17 protein-coding genes are annotated in these 13,734 nt (G+C 33.7%); 14 read left to right on the forward strand and 3 right to left on the reverse strand.

Annotated elements, in window-relative coordinates; translation table 11 throughout:
• Positions 1-922: 922 nt before the first annotated feature.
• Positions 923-1,090, reverse strand: coding sequence for a hypothetical protein (locus BN988_RS18935; protein WP_155988305.1), 168 nt, complete (start codon positions 1,088-1,090; stop codon positions 923-925).
• A gap of 604 nt (positions 1,091-1,694) precedes the next feature.
• Here BN988_RS18935 and BN988_RS13490 point away from each other — a divergent pair.
• The 5 genes from BN988_RS13490 to BN988_RS13510 all read left to right on the forward strand — a co-directional run bounded on the left by BN988_RS13490 (position 1,695) and on the right by BN988_RS13510 (position 4,729).
• Positions 1,695-2,435 carry a hypothetical protein gene (locus BN988_RS13490; RefSeq protein ID WP_051557945.1) on the forward strand — a complete coding sequence of 247 codons (741 nt, stop codon included), beginning with the start codon at positions 1,695-1,697 and terminating at the stop codon, positions 2,433-2,435.
• A gap of 136 nt (positions 2,436-2,571) precedes the next feature.
• The gene (locus tag BN988_RS13495; protein WP_036577298.1) at positions 2,572-2,766 is read left to right on the forward strand and encodes a hypothetical protein; all 195 of its coding nucleotides are present in this window, start codon (positions 2,572-2,574) and stop codon (positions 2,764-2,766) included.
• Positions 2,766-3,218 (forward strand): zeta toxin family protein, encoded by a 453-nt coding sequence (locus BN988_RS13500; RefSeq protein ID WP_051557947.1) that lies wholly within the window; start codon positions 2,766-2,768, stop codon positions 3,216-3,218. Before BN988_RS13495 ends, BN988_RS13500 begins: the two co-directional genes overlap by 1 nt.
• A gap of 322 nt (positions 3,219-3,540) precedes the next feature.
• Positions 3,541-3,873 (forward strand): ABC transporter, encoded by a 333-nt coding sequence (locus tag BN988_RS13505; protein WP_231495242.1) that lies wholly within the window; start codon positions 3,541-3,543, stop codon positions 3,871-3,873.
• Positions 3,874-4,036: 163 nt separating this feature from the next.
• Positions 4,037-4,729: a hypothetical protein gene (locus BN988_RS13510; protein ID WP_036577300.1), complete on the forward strand. Its 693-nt coding sequence runs from the start codon at positions 4,037-4,039 to the stop codon at positions 4,727-4,729.
• 382 nt (positions 4,730-5,111) lie between these two features.
• Here BN988_RS13510 and BN988_RS13515 read toward each other — a convergent pair whose 3' ends face one another.
• Positions 5,112-5,291 carry a hypothetical protein gene (locus BN988_RS13515; RefSeq protein ID WP_036577301.1) on the reverse strand — a complete coding sequence of 60 codons (180 nt, stop codon included), beginning with the start codon at positions 5,289-5,291 and terminating at the stop codon, positions 5,112-5,114.
• Between the two features lie 466 nt (positions 5,292-5,757).
• The gene (locus tag BN988_RS19335; protein ID WP_261796580.1) at positions 5,758-5,886 is read right to left on the reverse strand and encodes a hypothetical protein; all 129 of its coding nucleotides are present in this window, start codon (positions 5,884-5,886) and stop codon (positions 5,758-5,760) included.
• A gap of 212 nt (positions 5,887-6,098) precedes the next feature.
• Between BN988_RS19335 and BN988_RS13525 the strand changes: the two genes are divergently transcribed.
• From BN988_RS13525 to BN988_RS13560, 9 genes are all read left to right on the forward strand, one after another.
• Entirely contained in the window at positions 6,099-6,644 is a 546-nt protein-coding gene (locus tag BN988_RS13525) for a hypothetical protein (protein ID WP_036577303.1), read from the forward strand.
• A gap of 135 nt (positions 6,645-6,779) precedes the next feature.
• The gene (locus tag BN988_RS13530) at positions 6,780-7,076 is read left to right on the forward strand and encodes a hypothetical protein (RefSeq protein ID WP_036577304.1); all 297 of its coding nucleotides are present in this window, start codon (positions 6,780-6,782) and stop codon (positions 7,074-7,076) included.
• The gene (locus BN988_RS13535) at positions 7,073-7,420 is read left to right on the forward strand and encodes an ankyrin repeat domain-containing protein (RefSeq protein WP_036577305.1); all 348 of its coding nucleotides are present in this window, start codon (positions 7,073-7,075) and stop codon (positions 7,418-7,420) included. Before BN988_RS13530 ends, BN988_RS13535 begins: the two co-directional genes overlap by 4 nt.
• Before the next feature lie 52 nt (positions 7,421-7,472).
• The gene (locus BN988_RS18940; protein WP_155988307.1) at positions 7,473-7,637 is read left to right on the forward strand and encodes a hypothetical protein; all 165 of its coding nucleotides are present in this window, start codon (positions 7,473-7,475) and stop codon (positions 7,635-7,637) included.
• A 226-nt stretch (positions 7,638-7,863) separates the two neighbouring features.
• The gene (locus BN988_RS13540; protein ID WP_036577306.1) at positions 7,864-8,148 is read left to right on the forward strand and encodes a helix-turn-helix domain-containing protein; all 285 of its coding nucleotides are present in this window, start codon (positions 7,864-7,866) and stop codon (positions 8,146-8,148) included.
• 468 nt (positions 8,149-8,616) lie between these two features.
• Positions 8,617-9,567 (forward strand): DNA/RNA non-specific endonuclease, encoded by a 951-nt coding sequence (locus BN988_RS13545; RefSeq protein WP_036577307.1) that lies wholly within the window; start codon positions 8,617-8,619, stop codon positions 9,565-9,567.
• 233 nt (positions 9,568-9,800) lie between these two features.
• The gene (locus tag BN988_RS13550) at positions 9,801-10,934 is read left to right on the forward strand and encodes a tyrosine-type recombinase/integrase (RefSeq protein WP_031538021.1); all 1,134 of its coding nucleotides are present in this window, start codon (positions 9,801-9,803) and stop codon (positions 10,932-10,934) included.
• 74 nt (positions 10,935-11,008) lie between these two features.
• Positions 11,009-13,147, forward strand: a complete 2,139-nt coding sequence (locus BN988_RS13555) for a tyrosine-type recombinase/integrase (RefSeq protein WP_031538020.1) — start codon at positions 11,009-11,011, stop codon at positions 13,145-13,147.
• Positions 13,140-13,535 (forward strand): DUF6262 family protein, encoded by a 396-nt coding sequence (locus tag BN988_RS13560; RefSeq protein WP_031538019.1) that lies wholly within the window; start codon positions 13,140-13,142, stop codon positions 13,533-13,535. Before BN988_RS13555 ends, BN988_RS13560 begins: the two co-directional genes overlap by 8 nt.
• Positions 13,536-13,734 lie beyond the last annotated feature (199 nt).

The raw sequence follows: 13,734 nt of genomic DNA on the forward strand, positions 1-13,734 counted from the left end.
ATTTAACTTCTATTTAATAAATTTTTTATCTACTGTATCTCCCTGCTAAATTCCTCTTCCTCACGCTAAAAATTCGGTACCCACTGCTTTATAGTTGGTATTCAAACGGCAAAAGTGCAGCGGGAAGACAGATATGTATTCAATGGTTATTCAATCGGTTTTTCAATAACAAATCAATATATTATCGGGACGGGTCCACTAGCAATTAGTCCCTCTTTATTTTTTCCAAAAACGGAAAAATCCAATTAATCCCTCAAGTTACTGTGTTCGATGGGTATCCAATCTCTTTCTTCCGAGATGAAACTTAGTTGGTATATCAGAGGGGAGAGTATAGAGAGAAGAACGGGCTAAGCATTATATATTCGGAAGAATTTTTCACTCCTCCACCAATCAGTTTTTTTCATCTCAAGTCAATAAAATTTAATCTGGATTCTATAGTGATCTAGATTTTTTTCTTTTGCTCAATATCTCTTGGCTTCTTAAAAATCACGTTCCAAGTCGAAAGTTTGCCGGTGCTATTCACCACGGATCTTCGATTTTCTTATTTCCAAAATCGGAAAAAACCCTATCTTATATCCTTGACTCCTATAGTAATTTGCTATAATTTATTATTAAGAGTGCTCGTTAAGAGCAAGCAAGTGGCTGGATACTTTCTTATAAGTGTCTGGCCTTTTATTTTTTTGTTGTTCTTTGAAGAAACTTTGAGAAGGTAGCAGTTTTGGTTTCAGCCTAGATTTTTATTGGGATTTTGTTTTGAACAACAAGTGGAAAGCTATCCGATACGTTTCAAGAAGGTTGTAGCGAAAAAATGTTAGAAAGTAGGAAACTATATGGTTTTCTCCGTGTTAGTAGCACGGAATACTCTTATTTTGATTATAGCATTTAAAATAGTAAGCTCCTGAATTTTTATAGCGTAAGAAGTTTACTTGTTTTGTAACAACCTTCGCATTTCAGCTTGGACTTGCTGGTATTCTTTCTCACTCTTATTATGATAAAAACTTGCTAGATTTTCTTGGAATTTTTGTTGCAGTGCAACATTTGCTTCAGAGTTCTCTTTTAGCTTTATTACCAATTGTTCTCCGAGTGTCATTCATCTTCCTCCTTGAGTTTGTCTTTAACCAGTTATATATACCGAATGATCAAGATTGTAATTTTCTCATCGCTTCAACAGCAATTAAGTGTCTCTTTAAACCTTATTAAGGAATTCGAGGGGCTGGTCTTGGCGAGTGGCAAATTTAGACTTCTTTCCGATTTCAAATCCACACCTTTGTATATTCTATTTTACTCGATTCTTTATTATAATGCTCTTAATAACAGTATACACGTATTAATATGCTTGAAAAAGGTAGAATCCTCGTATTGATACCCCCTTTAATGCATAGGGACAACACTTTTTTCTTCAAAAATGTTGAGTGCTTGTTAGAAATAGTAACTACCTATATTGCTATGGATTAGTCTATTGAAGTTATAGAGGTAAAATAGAAAAAACTTAATTTCTGAAAGTAAAAGTGTGAAATTACGAAAAGGTTTTCGGACTTTGGTAGACGTTGGCTAGCTAGGGAAGATAATGTAAGGAGAAAAACCCTCACCCAAAAGCTAGGATTAATCGCCTCTTTTTCATTAAAGGGGTTTCAAGAGTTATCTTTGTAGTATAATTATTGAAAAGGCTTACAGACGATAAAGGGAGTAGCTTAATGGATATTGAAAAAGATCCTAATCGGGATATTGAGCAAACTAAAAAACGGACAAAATGGGGTTGTCTTAGTTGGGCAGCTATATTATTATTCGGGCCCATTATTATTTTCATTGGTATATTTTCCTTTGAAATGTTTATTAAAGAGAAAACCCTTGTAATTAGTCATTCTCCAAACGATATCAATACTATTGAAGTTGTTGAGAAAGGGCAACCTGCTTGGTTTGGACCATCCCTGGTAAAAGTTAAGTACGATAGCAAACATATTGAGCGAAGTGTTAAAAATGATGGGAAAATACTTCGAGAATCAAATTTTGCAATTCAATGGGAAAATGATAACGAAGCTACGATTACTATATATGGCGAGGAACAATATTCAGATGTAATTAAATTTAATGCTAAAGAATCATTCCCTTTCCAGGGAAGTGAAGGCTCGGAAAGGGAACTAGGTTCTTTTACATTTATGACAAGTGAATCACCAAACCTTATAAATGTTATCGAACTCAGAGAGGTAAGTAAATCTAAAGACACATCTAGATACTCAACGGTCCAAATATTTTATGGAGAACGAGGGAGTGTTTTAGAAAAGTATAAAGAACATATCCCAAGTGATACGTATACAACTGATAACTTTAGGGTTTATTGGAAAAACGACGAACAAGTGAAAGTTGCAGTCATTAGAGAAAAAGATAGCGGAGAAACCTATATAGAAGATACCATAGAGATTGACTTATCAAAATAAAACTGTGAAATGAAAGTTCCTTCTTTCTGCACTACAGGGTGCTTTACTTTGATATATAAACAAAGAGGACCTTTAATATACACCATTCTGTAGTTAAATTAAATTCCATTGCACTCTGAATTAGGCGATGAATAAGATGTCCGAAGGTCAAACCAATGCACCTAAACGAAAATATGCCTGGATGGATAAGTGGGCCAAAATGACAGGTGAAAGGGCAAAAATTGATGCAAAAGCAAATGGAACATATATCATATATGAAAAAGATGGAGAACTTGTAAAAGAGTATCCTAATGACAGAGTTCTTCCTTTAGATGAAGAAGGTGAGTCTTAATGCACAAACATACCCCCGAAATGTATATGTTTGCAGGAAATAATGGGAGTGGTAAGAGTACTTTACGGAGTTTAATTATAGATAAAGTAGGAATACCAATTAATATAGACCCAGATGCGATAGCTCTAAGATTAGACCCAGGAAACCCTGAAGCCAAGAGGATTACTGCCGGAAGAGAAGTAATAAGGACGGTAAATGAATATCTCAAACAAGGGAAGAATTTCTCAATTGAAACGACGTTCTCTGGAAATAATGCCATTAGACAGATAAAAAAAGCAAAAAAGTTAGGATATGTAGTAACTTTGATTTATGTAGTCCTTCGTAAAGTTGACCAAAACATTAAACGTGTGGCGATGAGAGTGGAAAATGGTGGTCACCCTATACCTACTGAGGATATTGTAAGAAGAAATGTAACTTCTTTCAGAACCTTTATGAGTATGCTTATATGGTAGATAATGTAATTCTAATCGATAACAGTACAGTTGAGGGAAAACTTATTATGGAGATAAGTAACGGTAAGATAACATTTAACTCAGTTAATCAACCGAAATGGGTTAATCCCATACATGAACAATTTAGGCTTAGAGGTTGATAGTAAAGTAATGAGGATGAAAGGATATTTATTTAATAACTAACTGTACTAACGGGTGCATTACTTCAAGAAAGATAGTTACACCTTATTAGACTAACGTGGCAGGTTAGTGGAATAAGGAATGATAGAATATTTATAGCTAAATTACACATTAGGACGTGATTAAAACGGATAAAAGGTTATTGGAAGTATATGAAGAATGGCAAGATAAATTAGATAAGGACGAGTGGTATTTCAGTAATTCTTTTGAATCAATTACTAAGGAAATGACTTCGGAAGAAGCATTTAACTATATTCCCAATGTCATTGAGATATTATTTCGGTTAGACGATGACTATTTGGTATGGGAAACCCTTTATTTCTTAATTGAACTTTATGGCATTGCAGATACCACTCAGATACACCCATCCCTCGAAAGTAATTGGTCTGTATTAACAACCCATATTAAGAAATTTAACGATTCCTATGCTACTCCTTTTAAAGAGCTTAAAAATCACCTTAGAATAAGAAAATGAGATATAACCTTGTTGAACTAATGGGTGCAATAGTTTAATAAAGTTATCCTAATAGGACCATCTTTTTTTATGATGTGAAGAATCACATTTTATTTTTGTAATATTATGTTAGTGTTTAAGTAGCAGTTATTACGCTAGTTAAATTAAAGAGGGAGTTTAAATTATGAATAAAAGAAATTTCTTTATTTTATTAACAGTGATTTTAATCGCAGTGTTTATAGCTGCTTGCGGGAATTCACCTGAACAGAATAATGCAAATAGCAATAGTAAAGGTAAGGCTACTGAGGAAAAAAATAAAAATAGAGAAGAAACAAGTAACGGTAACGAAAATTCTTCTAACGATAATGAAGAAGAATTAGTTGAAAGTAATAATAAAGATACAGCCACAGCTAATCATTCTGAACAAGTTGAAAACAAAGTTGATGATTCAAGTGGTAGTGAAGAAAATGATCCATTGTCCAATTATTCGGCAAAGGAAATTGAATATGCTCGTGTTTGGTTGGAAGTAGTGGACAATAAAGGTATAGACACACTCAAGGTTAGTCATATTTCAGAAGGTGAATCAGTTGGTCAATACGAAGACAAAAGTGTTAAGTATCCAGAAAATGTAGTACATTTGTTTACGGATTTTCTAGCAGGTGGAAATGTATTTTATAGTAGTAACGGAGACGGAAGCATTAATTTGTATGACGTTCCTACTCGTTGGCCTACTCCTGAACAATTAAAAGAAGAAAGGAATCAAACAATGAAAGAGTACACTCAAAGTATTATTGATAATCCTAAGAAAGTTGTAATTGATCCGGGGGATGACGAAGAAGTTCAAAATGTTATTGAAAAAATAGAAATTATAGATTAAACGATCGGGTGCATTACTTGAACAGTGGTTTGATGGTTCTTCTGGTGTGTTAAAGTTGGAAAGTAATATTACAATCTATGAAACAGAGTCTCAATAATTTAGCCCCAATAAACACTTTATTTCACGCCTATAAAGTCTGACCACTGATTGTATCAATATATGGATGCCCGTGACGGCGATGGTATGGTAGGTGAGTAAGTTACTAGAACTTTGAGGCAAATTATAAACAAAAGGAGATTTGCTTTTTAGACGTTTTATAATAATTTGCGAATGAGTGTCTGTGCAGGGATAACTGAAGCTAATGACCAGATAGGACTACAGAATTTACCATATGAAACATAATAATGTATATAAGGTGATTTTTTTTCCGTTTTAAAAGCAATCATTTGTCATTGGTCTTTCTAAACAAATTCCAAATTCCGAAGGGACCGGCTTTCAGCTGCCTTAATCGTTTTAACAATAAATGATTGTCTCTTCTTAACTTTTTCAGGGCATTGGATGAGCCGGTTTCAGCCAATGGTAAATTAAGACTCTTTCTTCTTAAATCATTCGTTTTCTTCATTCTCTCTTTCACCACCTATAGATTGACGTTAGCAATTATTCTTATTTAATACCCAAAGGACCATTCTCTAATCTAGTTAAATGTCTGATCAATGTTTCATTACCTCTTCTGAACTTAATTGTAGAAGGGAACTCTGTTATAGAATCATCTCTTTGTTATATATTAAGAAAATAATAAGATATTATCAATAATTATTTTCAAATTTTGGAATTCTAATCTTTCTTTACAAATCAGCTCCTTCTCTGTATAGGAGGCTAAGATGATTAAGAAACAAACAGCATAGCGAATTAGTTTTTTTCTGCTATGCAATATTTGTGTATACACTTTGTCATGAATAAATGGTAAGATTTTTTTGGGTAATACCCACACTTTTCTCGCTAAAAACTCTGATTCTATAATATTTAGATTTAAATGTGTTAACACTTTTAGACCATATAGATTGTGTTAACACCCCTCTGTAAAACCTCTAATATCCATCGGTTTTCAACATCTCATCATCTATATAATCCGTTGCCAGTAGTTTTTCGATTTCCTTTTCTGTGGCATCTGTGTCTGCTTTAGACTTTAAATAACCTAATTCTGCCATGTGTACCAAGTATTTCTTTCAGAAAGCCATAACATTGTCATTCTCTTATCTTGATTATCGCACTGTCCTAATTTATAATCAAAATAATAAATAGTGAAGTAGGGAATCTTATGAACAGTAAAAATTTAAATGTTATTACATATATATTGGCTCGCTTTCCAAATTTGAGGAAAGTGGGCCTTTTTTATTGACTATAGTCAATGGAAAGGGATGGAGGAGTAATGGTACAGGGAAACCGTAAACAACAACTAATGAGAAGAGAAAAGGTGCCAACAACGGAGGCAAAGGAAAGGGCCGAAAAATGGTTATTTGATAATGAAACTTTACGGGTTTTTGTTGATGCTTCTGAATTGAATTACCAAGGGATTTTTGGATTAGGAGTATGTTTTGTTGGACAAGGAAAAACGCTTGTTAAATCTAAAAAGCATTATAACTTGCCTCTAAAAACCAACAGTGTATATGCAGAAATAGTAGCAATTGATTATGCACTTGATCTTCTAAAAAAGGTTATGTGTTATCGTTTCGATCAACCTTTAAAAGTAGTCATCTACAGCGATTGCATTGGGATAAGTAGCTTAGAGAGCAAACCAGAATTAACTAGACAGCCTGCCATTAATGAACTTGCAGAACAAATAAAGAAGAAATATCAATTTAACTCTATCACAGAACTGGAGATATCATATATGGATAAAGGGTTAAAACGTTATAACCCATATTATCGAGCAGCTCATAATGCTTCAAGAAAATTATTTGGAAAATCCAAATAAAAGAATTTTAAGGGTTAAGTTTTAAGTGATTGTCAATTTGTATGCAGATGCTGAGATGGCAGCTATCCTACTCAAAACATTGCTTACTTAAACTATCTTAGTAAATCGAAATAGTGAAAGGTGATGAATAGGAAAATGATTGAGAACAAAAGAAACCCACAGAGAATTAGAAGAATAATGGACTTACTCGAAACTATATGGAAATCGTATCCAGACATGCGTTTTTTTCAACTTATAGATATGCTGCAACATAAATATTCTACAGATAATAATAAATTTGGAAAGCGTGAAGCAATGGAAAAAGACTCTAAGGGGTATGAAAACCTTGTCTCCTTTATAGACCTATTTTATCTGGAAGATGACATTGTTGAAGAGTTTTTACGTGAGTATATAAATGATGATAGGCCAAAAGATTTTAAAGACCCTTTTTGAAGATACTATGGTCAAATGATACGAGAAAACCTATTGAATATGTAAAAAAGCATGATGTCAACCAGGATATAAATGGAGCCAGTTTGCTTTATTGGGCAGTGTTTTTGAATAAAGTATTAATGGTAAAAAAGTTACTAGAACTTGGAGAGGATCCAAGCAAACAAGATTTAAACGGAAGGAGTCCTTTAGAAATTGCGGCTTACTATAACTATTTTGTTACATGCAGGGAACTTCTTAAATACGGGGCTAAAATCAGTGAAAATGCTGTGCGGAGAGCTGTTGTTGGTTGGAACGAGAAATCCCAAAAGGGAATTGTTAAGTTGTTTCAGGAGTGGGAAAAATAGGTGAATCAATTTACCTTGAAATAAGTACTACGATGGGAGGGGAATGAGGCTTATGAATGAGAGAACAGAAAATATAGGTGAGTTAAGAAGAGCATATGAGTTGTTAAAACGAATATATGAAAACAGTTACATAATTAGTAAACATATGAAACTTGAGATTGAAGAATTAATGACACCACAGTGGTTAAAGGAAATTGATGAAGATAACGAGCTATAAAAAGCGATAATAGCATTAGCGACAAAGTATGGATAGGGAATGTTAATCATGGGGATTATTTTATTACTTTATTAATATATCATAGATTCTTATAGCAATTTTATTTATTGTTATAGGTCTAACCACTGGTTAATGGAATAAACCATATCGAATCCAACTACTATAAAAGGTAACAAAAAGTGACAGGCATTGGGTTAATCCAATATATCAAGGAGGAGATATGAATATGAATAACGACGGAAGGAAACATGAATTAGTGAATCAGGCTATAGAGGATTTTGGAGGTTTATTGCAGGATTATCGTCGTAAATACTTCCTTACATTGGAAGACATGGCTTCTTTGGTTGGTTGTTCCGCCAGTTATATTCATAGAATTGAACACGGCAAGCGAAATCCTGAGATTGATTTTCGTATTAAGGTTTTAACTATGGGAATGAACTGGTCGACAGAACGGGTTTATCTATTTTTAGAAGAAGTCATCTATAGGGAGCAAAAGAGAAAAGCAGAATAGAATACAATGGGAAATGCTACTGATGGGGAACTACTATTCTCCCCCTAATTTAGTAGCATTTTTACTTTACAGGATTGGTATAACAAGTCACTAAAAAACGAGATATTATCAGAACTATTTGTAAAAACAGGATTACCGAAACATAACCCTATATAAGTTATGTTGTAAAATAAGGTTTCGATTCTTGGTTGAAAACCTTTCTCCATTAATAAGAAAATAACATATGTGATTTAGGTAGGCGACGGCTTTCTTACAATAGATTAAAAGAAAACTTATTTACAACAACTCTATCTTTGGTTAGAAGATAAAAGAGTTAAAAAGAAAGAAGGGAACCCCTTCTGATTAAAAACAACGATATCTCTAACCATAATAGTTTAATAAGATATTAGTCTTTTATGGTAAGATTATAGTATAAGGCTATTAGAATGAATGAACAGTGTGAGACTATTATAGAGAGTGAGTCCTAAAATGAAAAAGAAAATAAACTATTTAATCTTATTTTTAACGATCATCTTTATGGTTGGTTGTACTAATGTAGAGGATACGTCCAATACAGATGTAGGAACAGATTCACAAGAAGTAACAACAGTTGAAACAAATAATAATACTGAAAAAGAAGAAACTGTCACTACGGTTGTTGATGAACCTGCGAAAGAGGAAAAGGAAGAATCTAGTAAAGAAGTAGTGGAGGAAAAAGAAACACCAACCCAAACAGCTAAGGAATTGTTCGCAGGGTACAAACTGATTGAAGTGGATGGTGGAGATTTATCTGGTTCTCGTCAATCTAAGGTCGTCGTTGATATTGGTTATGGGGAACGTGAATATTGGGCATTTACGAATGAGCATGGACAGCTCATCCGTGTTATTGCTGAAGAAATCATTCTACAAGATGATAACAATGAACCTGTTTTATCGTCTGGCCGATACTATTCTGACGAGGCAAAAGTTCCTGGAGTGGAAAGTGACGTTTTAGATGAAGGACATATCATTGCTGATTCTCTCGGAGGGGTATCGAATGCTTATAACATTACCCCACAGGATAGTACACTCAACCGACACGGTGATCAAGCCTATTTGGAAAAGACAATTCGCAAAGCTGGTGGAGCTACAAATTTTGAAGCAATTATAACCTATCCGAATACAGAAACACAGATTCCTTCCAGTTATCAGTATGTTTATACGATTAATGGCACCGAAATTGTTGATACATTTGATAATGTGAACCCCGATGAAGTCAACGAATCACTAGGTTTAACTGATAGCGAGTCTTCCAATTCAAGTAGTTCAAACACAGATGATGATCTTTCTAGTGTGGATGCAAACGGTAATGGAAGGGTGACGATTAAAGAAGCAAAAGATGCAGGGTTTAGTATGCCAATAACCAGTGATCATTGGTTAAATTTAGATATTAATTCATAGGATAGTTAGTCTAATATGAGGGCTGGTTATCCATTTTTATTTACATAATTTATTGGATAAATAAAGGTTGAAAATATTGTATTAATAGTTTAATATGAAACCATAAACAAGAACATTTGTTTGTATTGCTGGAGGACGTAGCCTCGGTGCGAGGACCTTAAAGAAACAACAATAACGGTAAACATTATAAGTAGCAGCACTATCGTAAATTTCAATTGGTTGGAGATGCTTTTATGAAGGTAGAACAAATATTGATTGGGAATAGAAAAGTATATCTGCTTATTGATTCAAATGGAACGCCAGTTAAACCCGTTGCGAAGTATATGAAATTTCACTATAACAAGGAGAGTAGTAGCAATACTTTACAGACTTATTGTACAGCTTTGAAATATTACTTTACATACTTAGAACAAACAGAAATTGATTATCAGCAAGTTAGCTTTCAAATAATATCTGACTTCGTTGCTTGGCTCAGAAATCCATATGAAAGCAATAAAGTAGTACCTCAAAAAGAAGTTAAGGCTAAACGCAGTGAAAGAACAGTAAACACTTACCTTACGGTAGTGACATCATTTTATGATTATCTATACAGAGAAGAATTAGTTGAATCAAATGTTGTTGAAAAGTTGATGAAGAAGATGTTTCAAGGTGCCAGTGGAAATGGATATAAGGATTTTTTATATCATGTAAATAAAGAAAAACCACGTTTCAAAAATGTGCTTAAATTAGACGAACCTAAAGTAAGAGTGAGGATATTTACAAAGGAGCAAGTTAATGAAATCTATAAATCTACTACTAATCTTAGGGATAGGTTTCTAGTAAGATTGCTTTTTGAAACTGGCTTACGTATAGGTGAAGTTCTTTCCTTATTTCTTGAGGATTTTCAATTTGATGCCATACAAAGGAAGCACAAAATCCAACTAACAGATAGAGGGGAGTTACCAAACGGGGGAAAATTGAAGACTGGAGAACGAAAGATTGACATCTCTCAAGGACTAATGGACTTGTATGATGATTACTTATACGAAGTGCTAGATGAATATAATCCTAACCATAACTTTGTATTTGTGAAGATTTGGGGTAAGAACGTTGGAGAACCTTTAACTTATTCTGATGTTTATGCCACTTTTAAGGAGATAGAAAGAAAAATAGGCCTATATATTACTCCGCATTTATTCCGACATACCCATGGAACCATATTTTATCTTCAAACAAAGAACATAAAGGCTGTACAAGAACGTCTAGGTCATGCACAAATACAAACAACCATTGACCTATATGTTCACCCTTCCGAAGATGATATTCGTAAGGAATGGGAAAAAGCCTCTCATGCCTTTGAAATTAGGCGAGGCGTGGAGAACAAATAGGAAGCGTTTCAAACAGGTTTACTGACGAAGTAGCACCTTTTTAGAGCGATATTAGTATTTTAGGAGGGCAAATATTGGATAATATCATACAGAGTAATTCAATCCTTAAAAGCGAATATTGGGACTTAATCACTTCCACTCTTTCCTCTTACGAGGTTAAAGAAATTTCCAACGATGGAAAAGTAACAAAAAGAGTTGTGAATGATGATTACTTTTTAGTCAATGATATTTGGAATATACACGAGATTGGTAAAATCCCTAATTTTGAAGAGCAATATAACAAGAGAAAAGGAATAGTAAATAACATTTACTTCAACTGCGAAAATCCAAACGTCAACATGGAGATTAAGTTTGTTTACTACAATCAAATTTTTTCAGACCGTTGGGGAATAAGGACTATATTTAAAAGTATCTCAGGCTCGTTAAAAAAACTGGCTGAGTATTTAAACGAAAAGCACCCAAATCTCACTTCCCTTCTTGATTTAGACATCAATAAAGAGCAAAAACTTTGGACCTTTTGGTTGAATGGTAAAGGAGAAAAGACGAGTTACATCAAGAAGTGGAGAGGGAAAGAAATCGTAGCCCGTACGGAAATAGATGGCTTTTTAGCACGGATTTATAATACACTTTTTCAATTAACAGACACCCGTGATGAATGGGAGAAGGACCGATGGGATATACGGGTGCTGTATAAAAAATATGGGATAGGATTCAATGAATCAACAAGTGGTTATCACATTGATTTTTCAAATATAGAGAATAAAAATTTCCGTAAAATATTTAAAGAATATTTAAAAGGTCGTCTAATCAGCGGCAAAAACTTCACCTGGGGTACAGCTCGAAGTTATGGAACATACACTATTCCTTTTTTAAACTCAATTTCAAAACAAAATCCAAAATGGAACGATTTTAAAGAACTTGAAAGAAAACATATAGAAAAGTACATAGAAGAGTTAAATGAATATATAAAGACCAAATTAAATAAGAAAAATTCCAATCCTAAAAAATATGTTCGTCAAGCATTAAAGTGTGTTCGTGCCTTCATAAGAGATCTTCAAATTTTAGAGAAGTTCGAGGATTTTGCACCTGAAGAAATGGTGTTTCGTCTAATATATCCTGAAGACTTTCCTAATCTCCCTAAAAAATCATTGGATGATATTGATTACATACCTGACTATGTATTGGAACAACTGTTTAATAATCTAAATGACCTTCATCCAGATGTACAGCCAATTGTCTGGATTGCTTTCAAAACAGGGCTTCGCATAAGCGATACATTGGGATTAACGCAGGATTGTTTAGGTAAAATAAATGGAAAGTCAAATCTTACAACAGATATTGAAAAGACGTATGTAATAGGTCATAAAATCCCCATTGATGATCATCTAGCGGATATAATTGCAGTTTTAATTGACCGTTCCAAGCAAAACAGCAATGATGATAACAATCCTGAAAGATACCTTTTTGTTCGCTACCGAGGTCCTCGTAAGGGAAGACCCTTTAGTCAGAATTTTGTTCGAGAAGAACTAAACAAATTAGCGTTAAAAAAGAATATAACAGATGAATCAGGAAATTTATTTCACTTCAAAAATCACCAGTTCCGACATACTTATGGAGTAAAAATGATAAATGGTGGAGCTGATATTATAACGGTGCAGGAGTTATTAGCCCACGCATCACCCGAAATGACCATTCTATATGCTCGTCTATTAGATGATACGAAACGTAAAGAATTTGAGAAAGTTGTGAGACAAGGTGTATTTGCCTTTGACTTAAATGGGGAAATTCATCAGGTCTCCGAAAAGGAACAAATCCCTAAAGACATTCTTGATATGTTGTGGAAAGATGAGAAGTTAAATGCCTTAGATAACCCTTATGGGACCTGTCGAGCAAGGGTCAATGGGAATTGCCCATTGGCAGCAGAACCACCTTGTCTCACTGCGAACGATGGAAAACCTTGTTTTGATTTAGCGGTAGGTATGACAAGTTTTGATGTTAAAAAGTACGAACTTCTTATAGAAACTACCACAAAGTGGATTGAAGCATCTAAAGAGTATGGTCGTGAAGATATGGTTAAGGCAAACGAAAAAAACTTGGAAAGGTACCAAAATATTTACGAAACAATCAAAGAAGGTAATGTTATTTTTGGTCGATTTGACCGCATGAAGAGACAATTAGAACGTAAGAAAAAGAAAGGTGTTAGACATGGCTAGTTTTGATCGTGAGGAGCAATTAAGGCGGCTACATGAAAAGAGAAAGCAAGAAACTAAAGATAAGGTTGAAAAAGCTATTAAACGCCTTATAAAGAGTTCTAAGGCAATTAACTTTAATAGCGTAGCGAAAGAAGCTGGAGTGAGCAAAGCAACGCTGTATAACCATTCAGCTCTTAAAGAGCGTATCAATTTCTTACGAAATCAACAAGAAGAAAAGTTTGTAGATTCAAGGATAAAACGGGATGAAAATAATCAAAACGCTGTAATAGCTTCACTTAAAAGAAGGATTGAAAAACTGGAGAAAAAGAATAAAGAACTTGAACTAGAAAATAAGCAATTAAGTGAAAATGAAAAAGAAAAGCTGGCTAACTATTTTGAGAGTATATAATCCTTATTCAACTAACGGGGCAGTTATGTTTAAGATGCTTTAAAATTTGGTTAAGCTCTCTAAAAAGATTGGTTTCTAACATTAGAAACCAATCTTTTTTATTGTAATATTAATATATAATAATCAAACAATCATTTGACTATTTGCTTATGTTGGGATATATTATACTCATCAAACAAACAGTCATTTGAATAAGGAG

Origin of the sequence: Oceanobacillus picturae, assembly GCF_000612865.1 — a bacterium.
Taxonomy (GTDB): domain Bacteria; phylum Bacillota; class Bacilli; order Bacillales; family Amphibacillaceae; genus Oceanobacillus_B; species Oceanobacillus_B jordanicus.

Bases quoted from the DNA above. Each gene is read 5' to 3' on its own strand.
- BN988_RS18935 (WP_155988305.1), bottom strand. From the start codon at position 1,090: ATGACACTCGGAGAACAATTGGTAATAAAGCTAAAAGAGAACTCTGAA.
- BN988_RS13490 (WP_051557945.1), top strand. From the start codon at position 1,695: ATGGATATTGAAAAAGATCCTAATCGGGATATTGAGCAAACTAAAAAA.
- BN988_RS13495 (WP_036577298.1), top strand. From the start codon at position 2,572: ATGTCCGAAGGTCAAACCAATGCACCTAAACGAAAATATGCCTGGATG.
- BN988_RS13500 (WP_051557947.1), top strand. From the start codon at position 2,766: ATGCACAAACATACCCCCGAAATGTATATGTTTGCAGGAAATAATGGG.
- BN988_RS13510 (WP_036577300.1), top strand. From the start codon at position 4,037: ATGAATAAAAGAAATTTCTTTATTTTATTAACAGTGATTTTAATCGCA.
- BN988_RS13515 (WP_036577301.1), bottom strand. From the start codon at position 5,291: ATGAAGAAAACGAATGATTTAAGAAGAAAGAGTCTTAATTTACCATTG.
- BN988_RS13525 (WP_036577303.1), top strand. From the start codon at position 6,099: ATGGTACAGGGAAACCGTAAACAACAACTAATGAGAAGAGAAAAGGTG.
- BN988_RS13530 (WP_036577304.1), top strand. From the start codon at position 6,780: ATGATTGAGAACAAAAGAAACCCACAGAGAATTAGAAGAATAATGGAC.
- BN988_RS18940 (WP_155988307.1), top strand. From the start codon at position 7,473: ATGAATGAGAGAACAGAAAATATAGGTGAGTTAAGAAGAGCATATGAG.
- BN988_RS13540 (WP_036577306.1), top strand. From the start codon at position 7,864: ATGAATAACGACGGAAGGAAACATGAATTAGTGAATCAGGCTATAGAG.
- BN988_RS13545 (WP_036577307.1), top strand. From the start codon at position 8,617: ATGAAAAAGAAAATAAACTATTTAATCTTATTTTTAACGATCATCTTT.
- BN988_RS13550 (WP_031538021.1), top strand. From the start codon at position 9,801: ATGAAGGTAGAACAAATATTGATTGGGAATAGAAAAGTATATCTGCTT.
- BN988_RS13560 (WP_031538019.1), top strand. From the start codon at position 13,140: ATGGCTAGTTTTGATCGTGAGGAGCAATTAAGGCGGCTACATGAAAAG.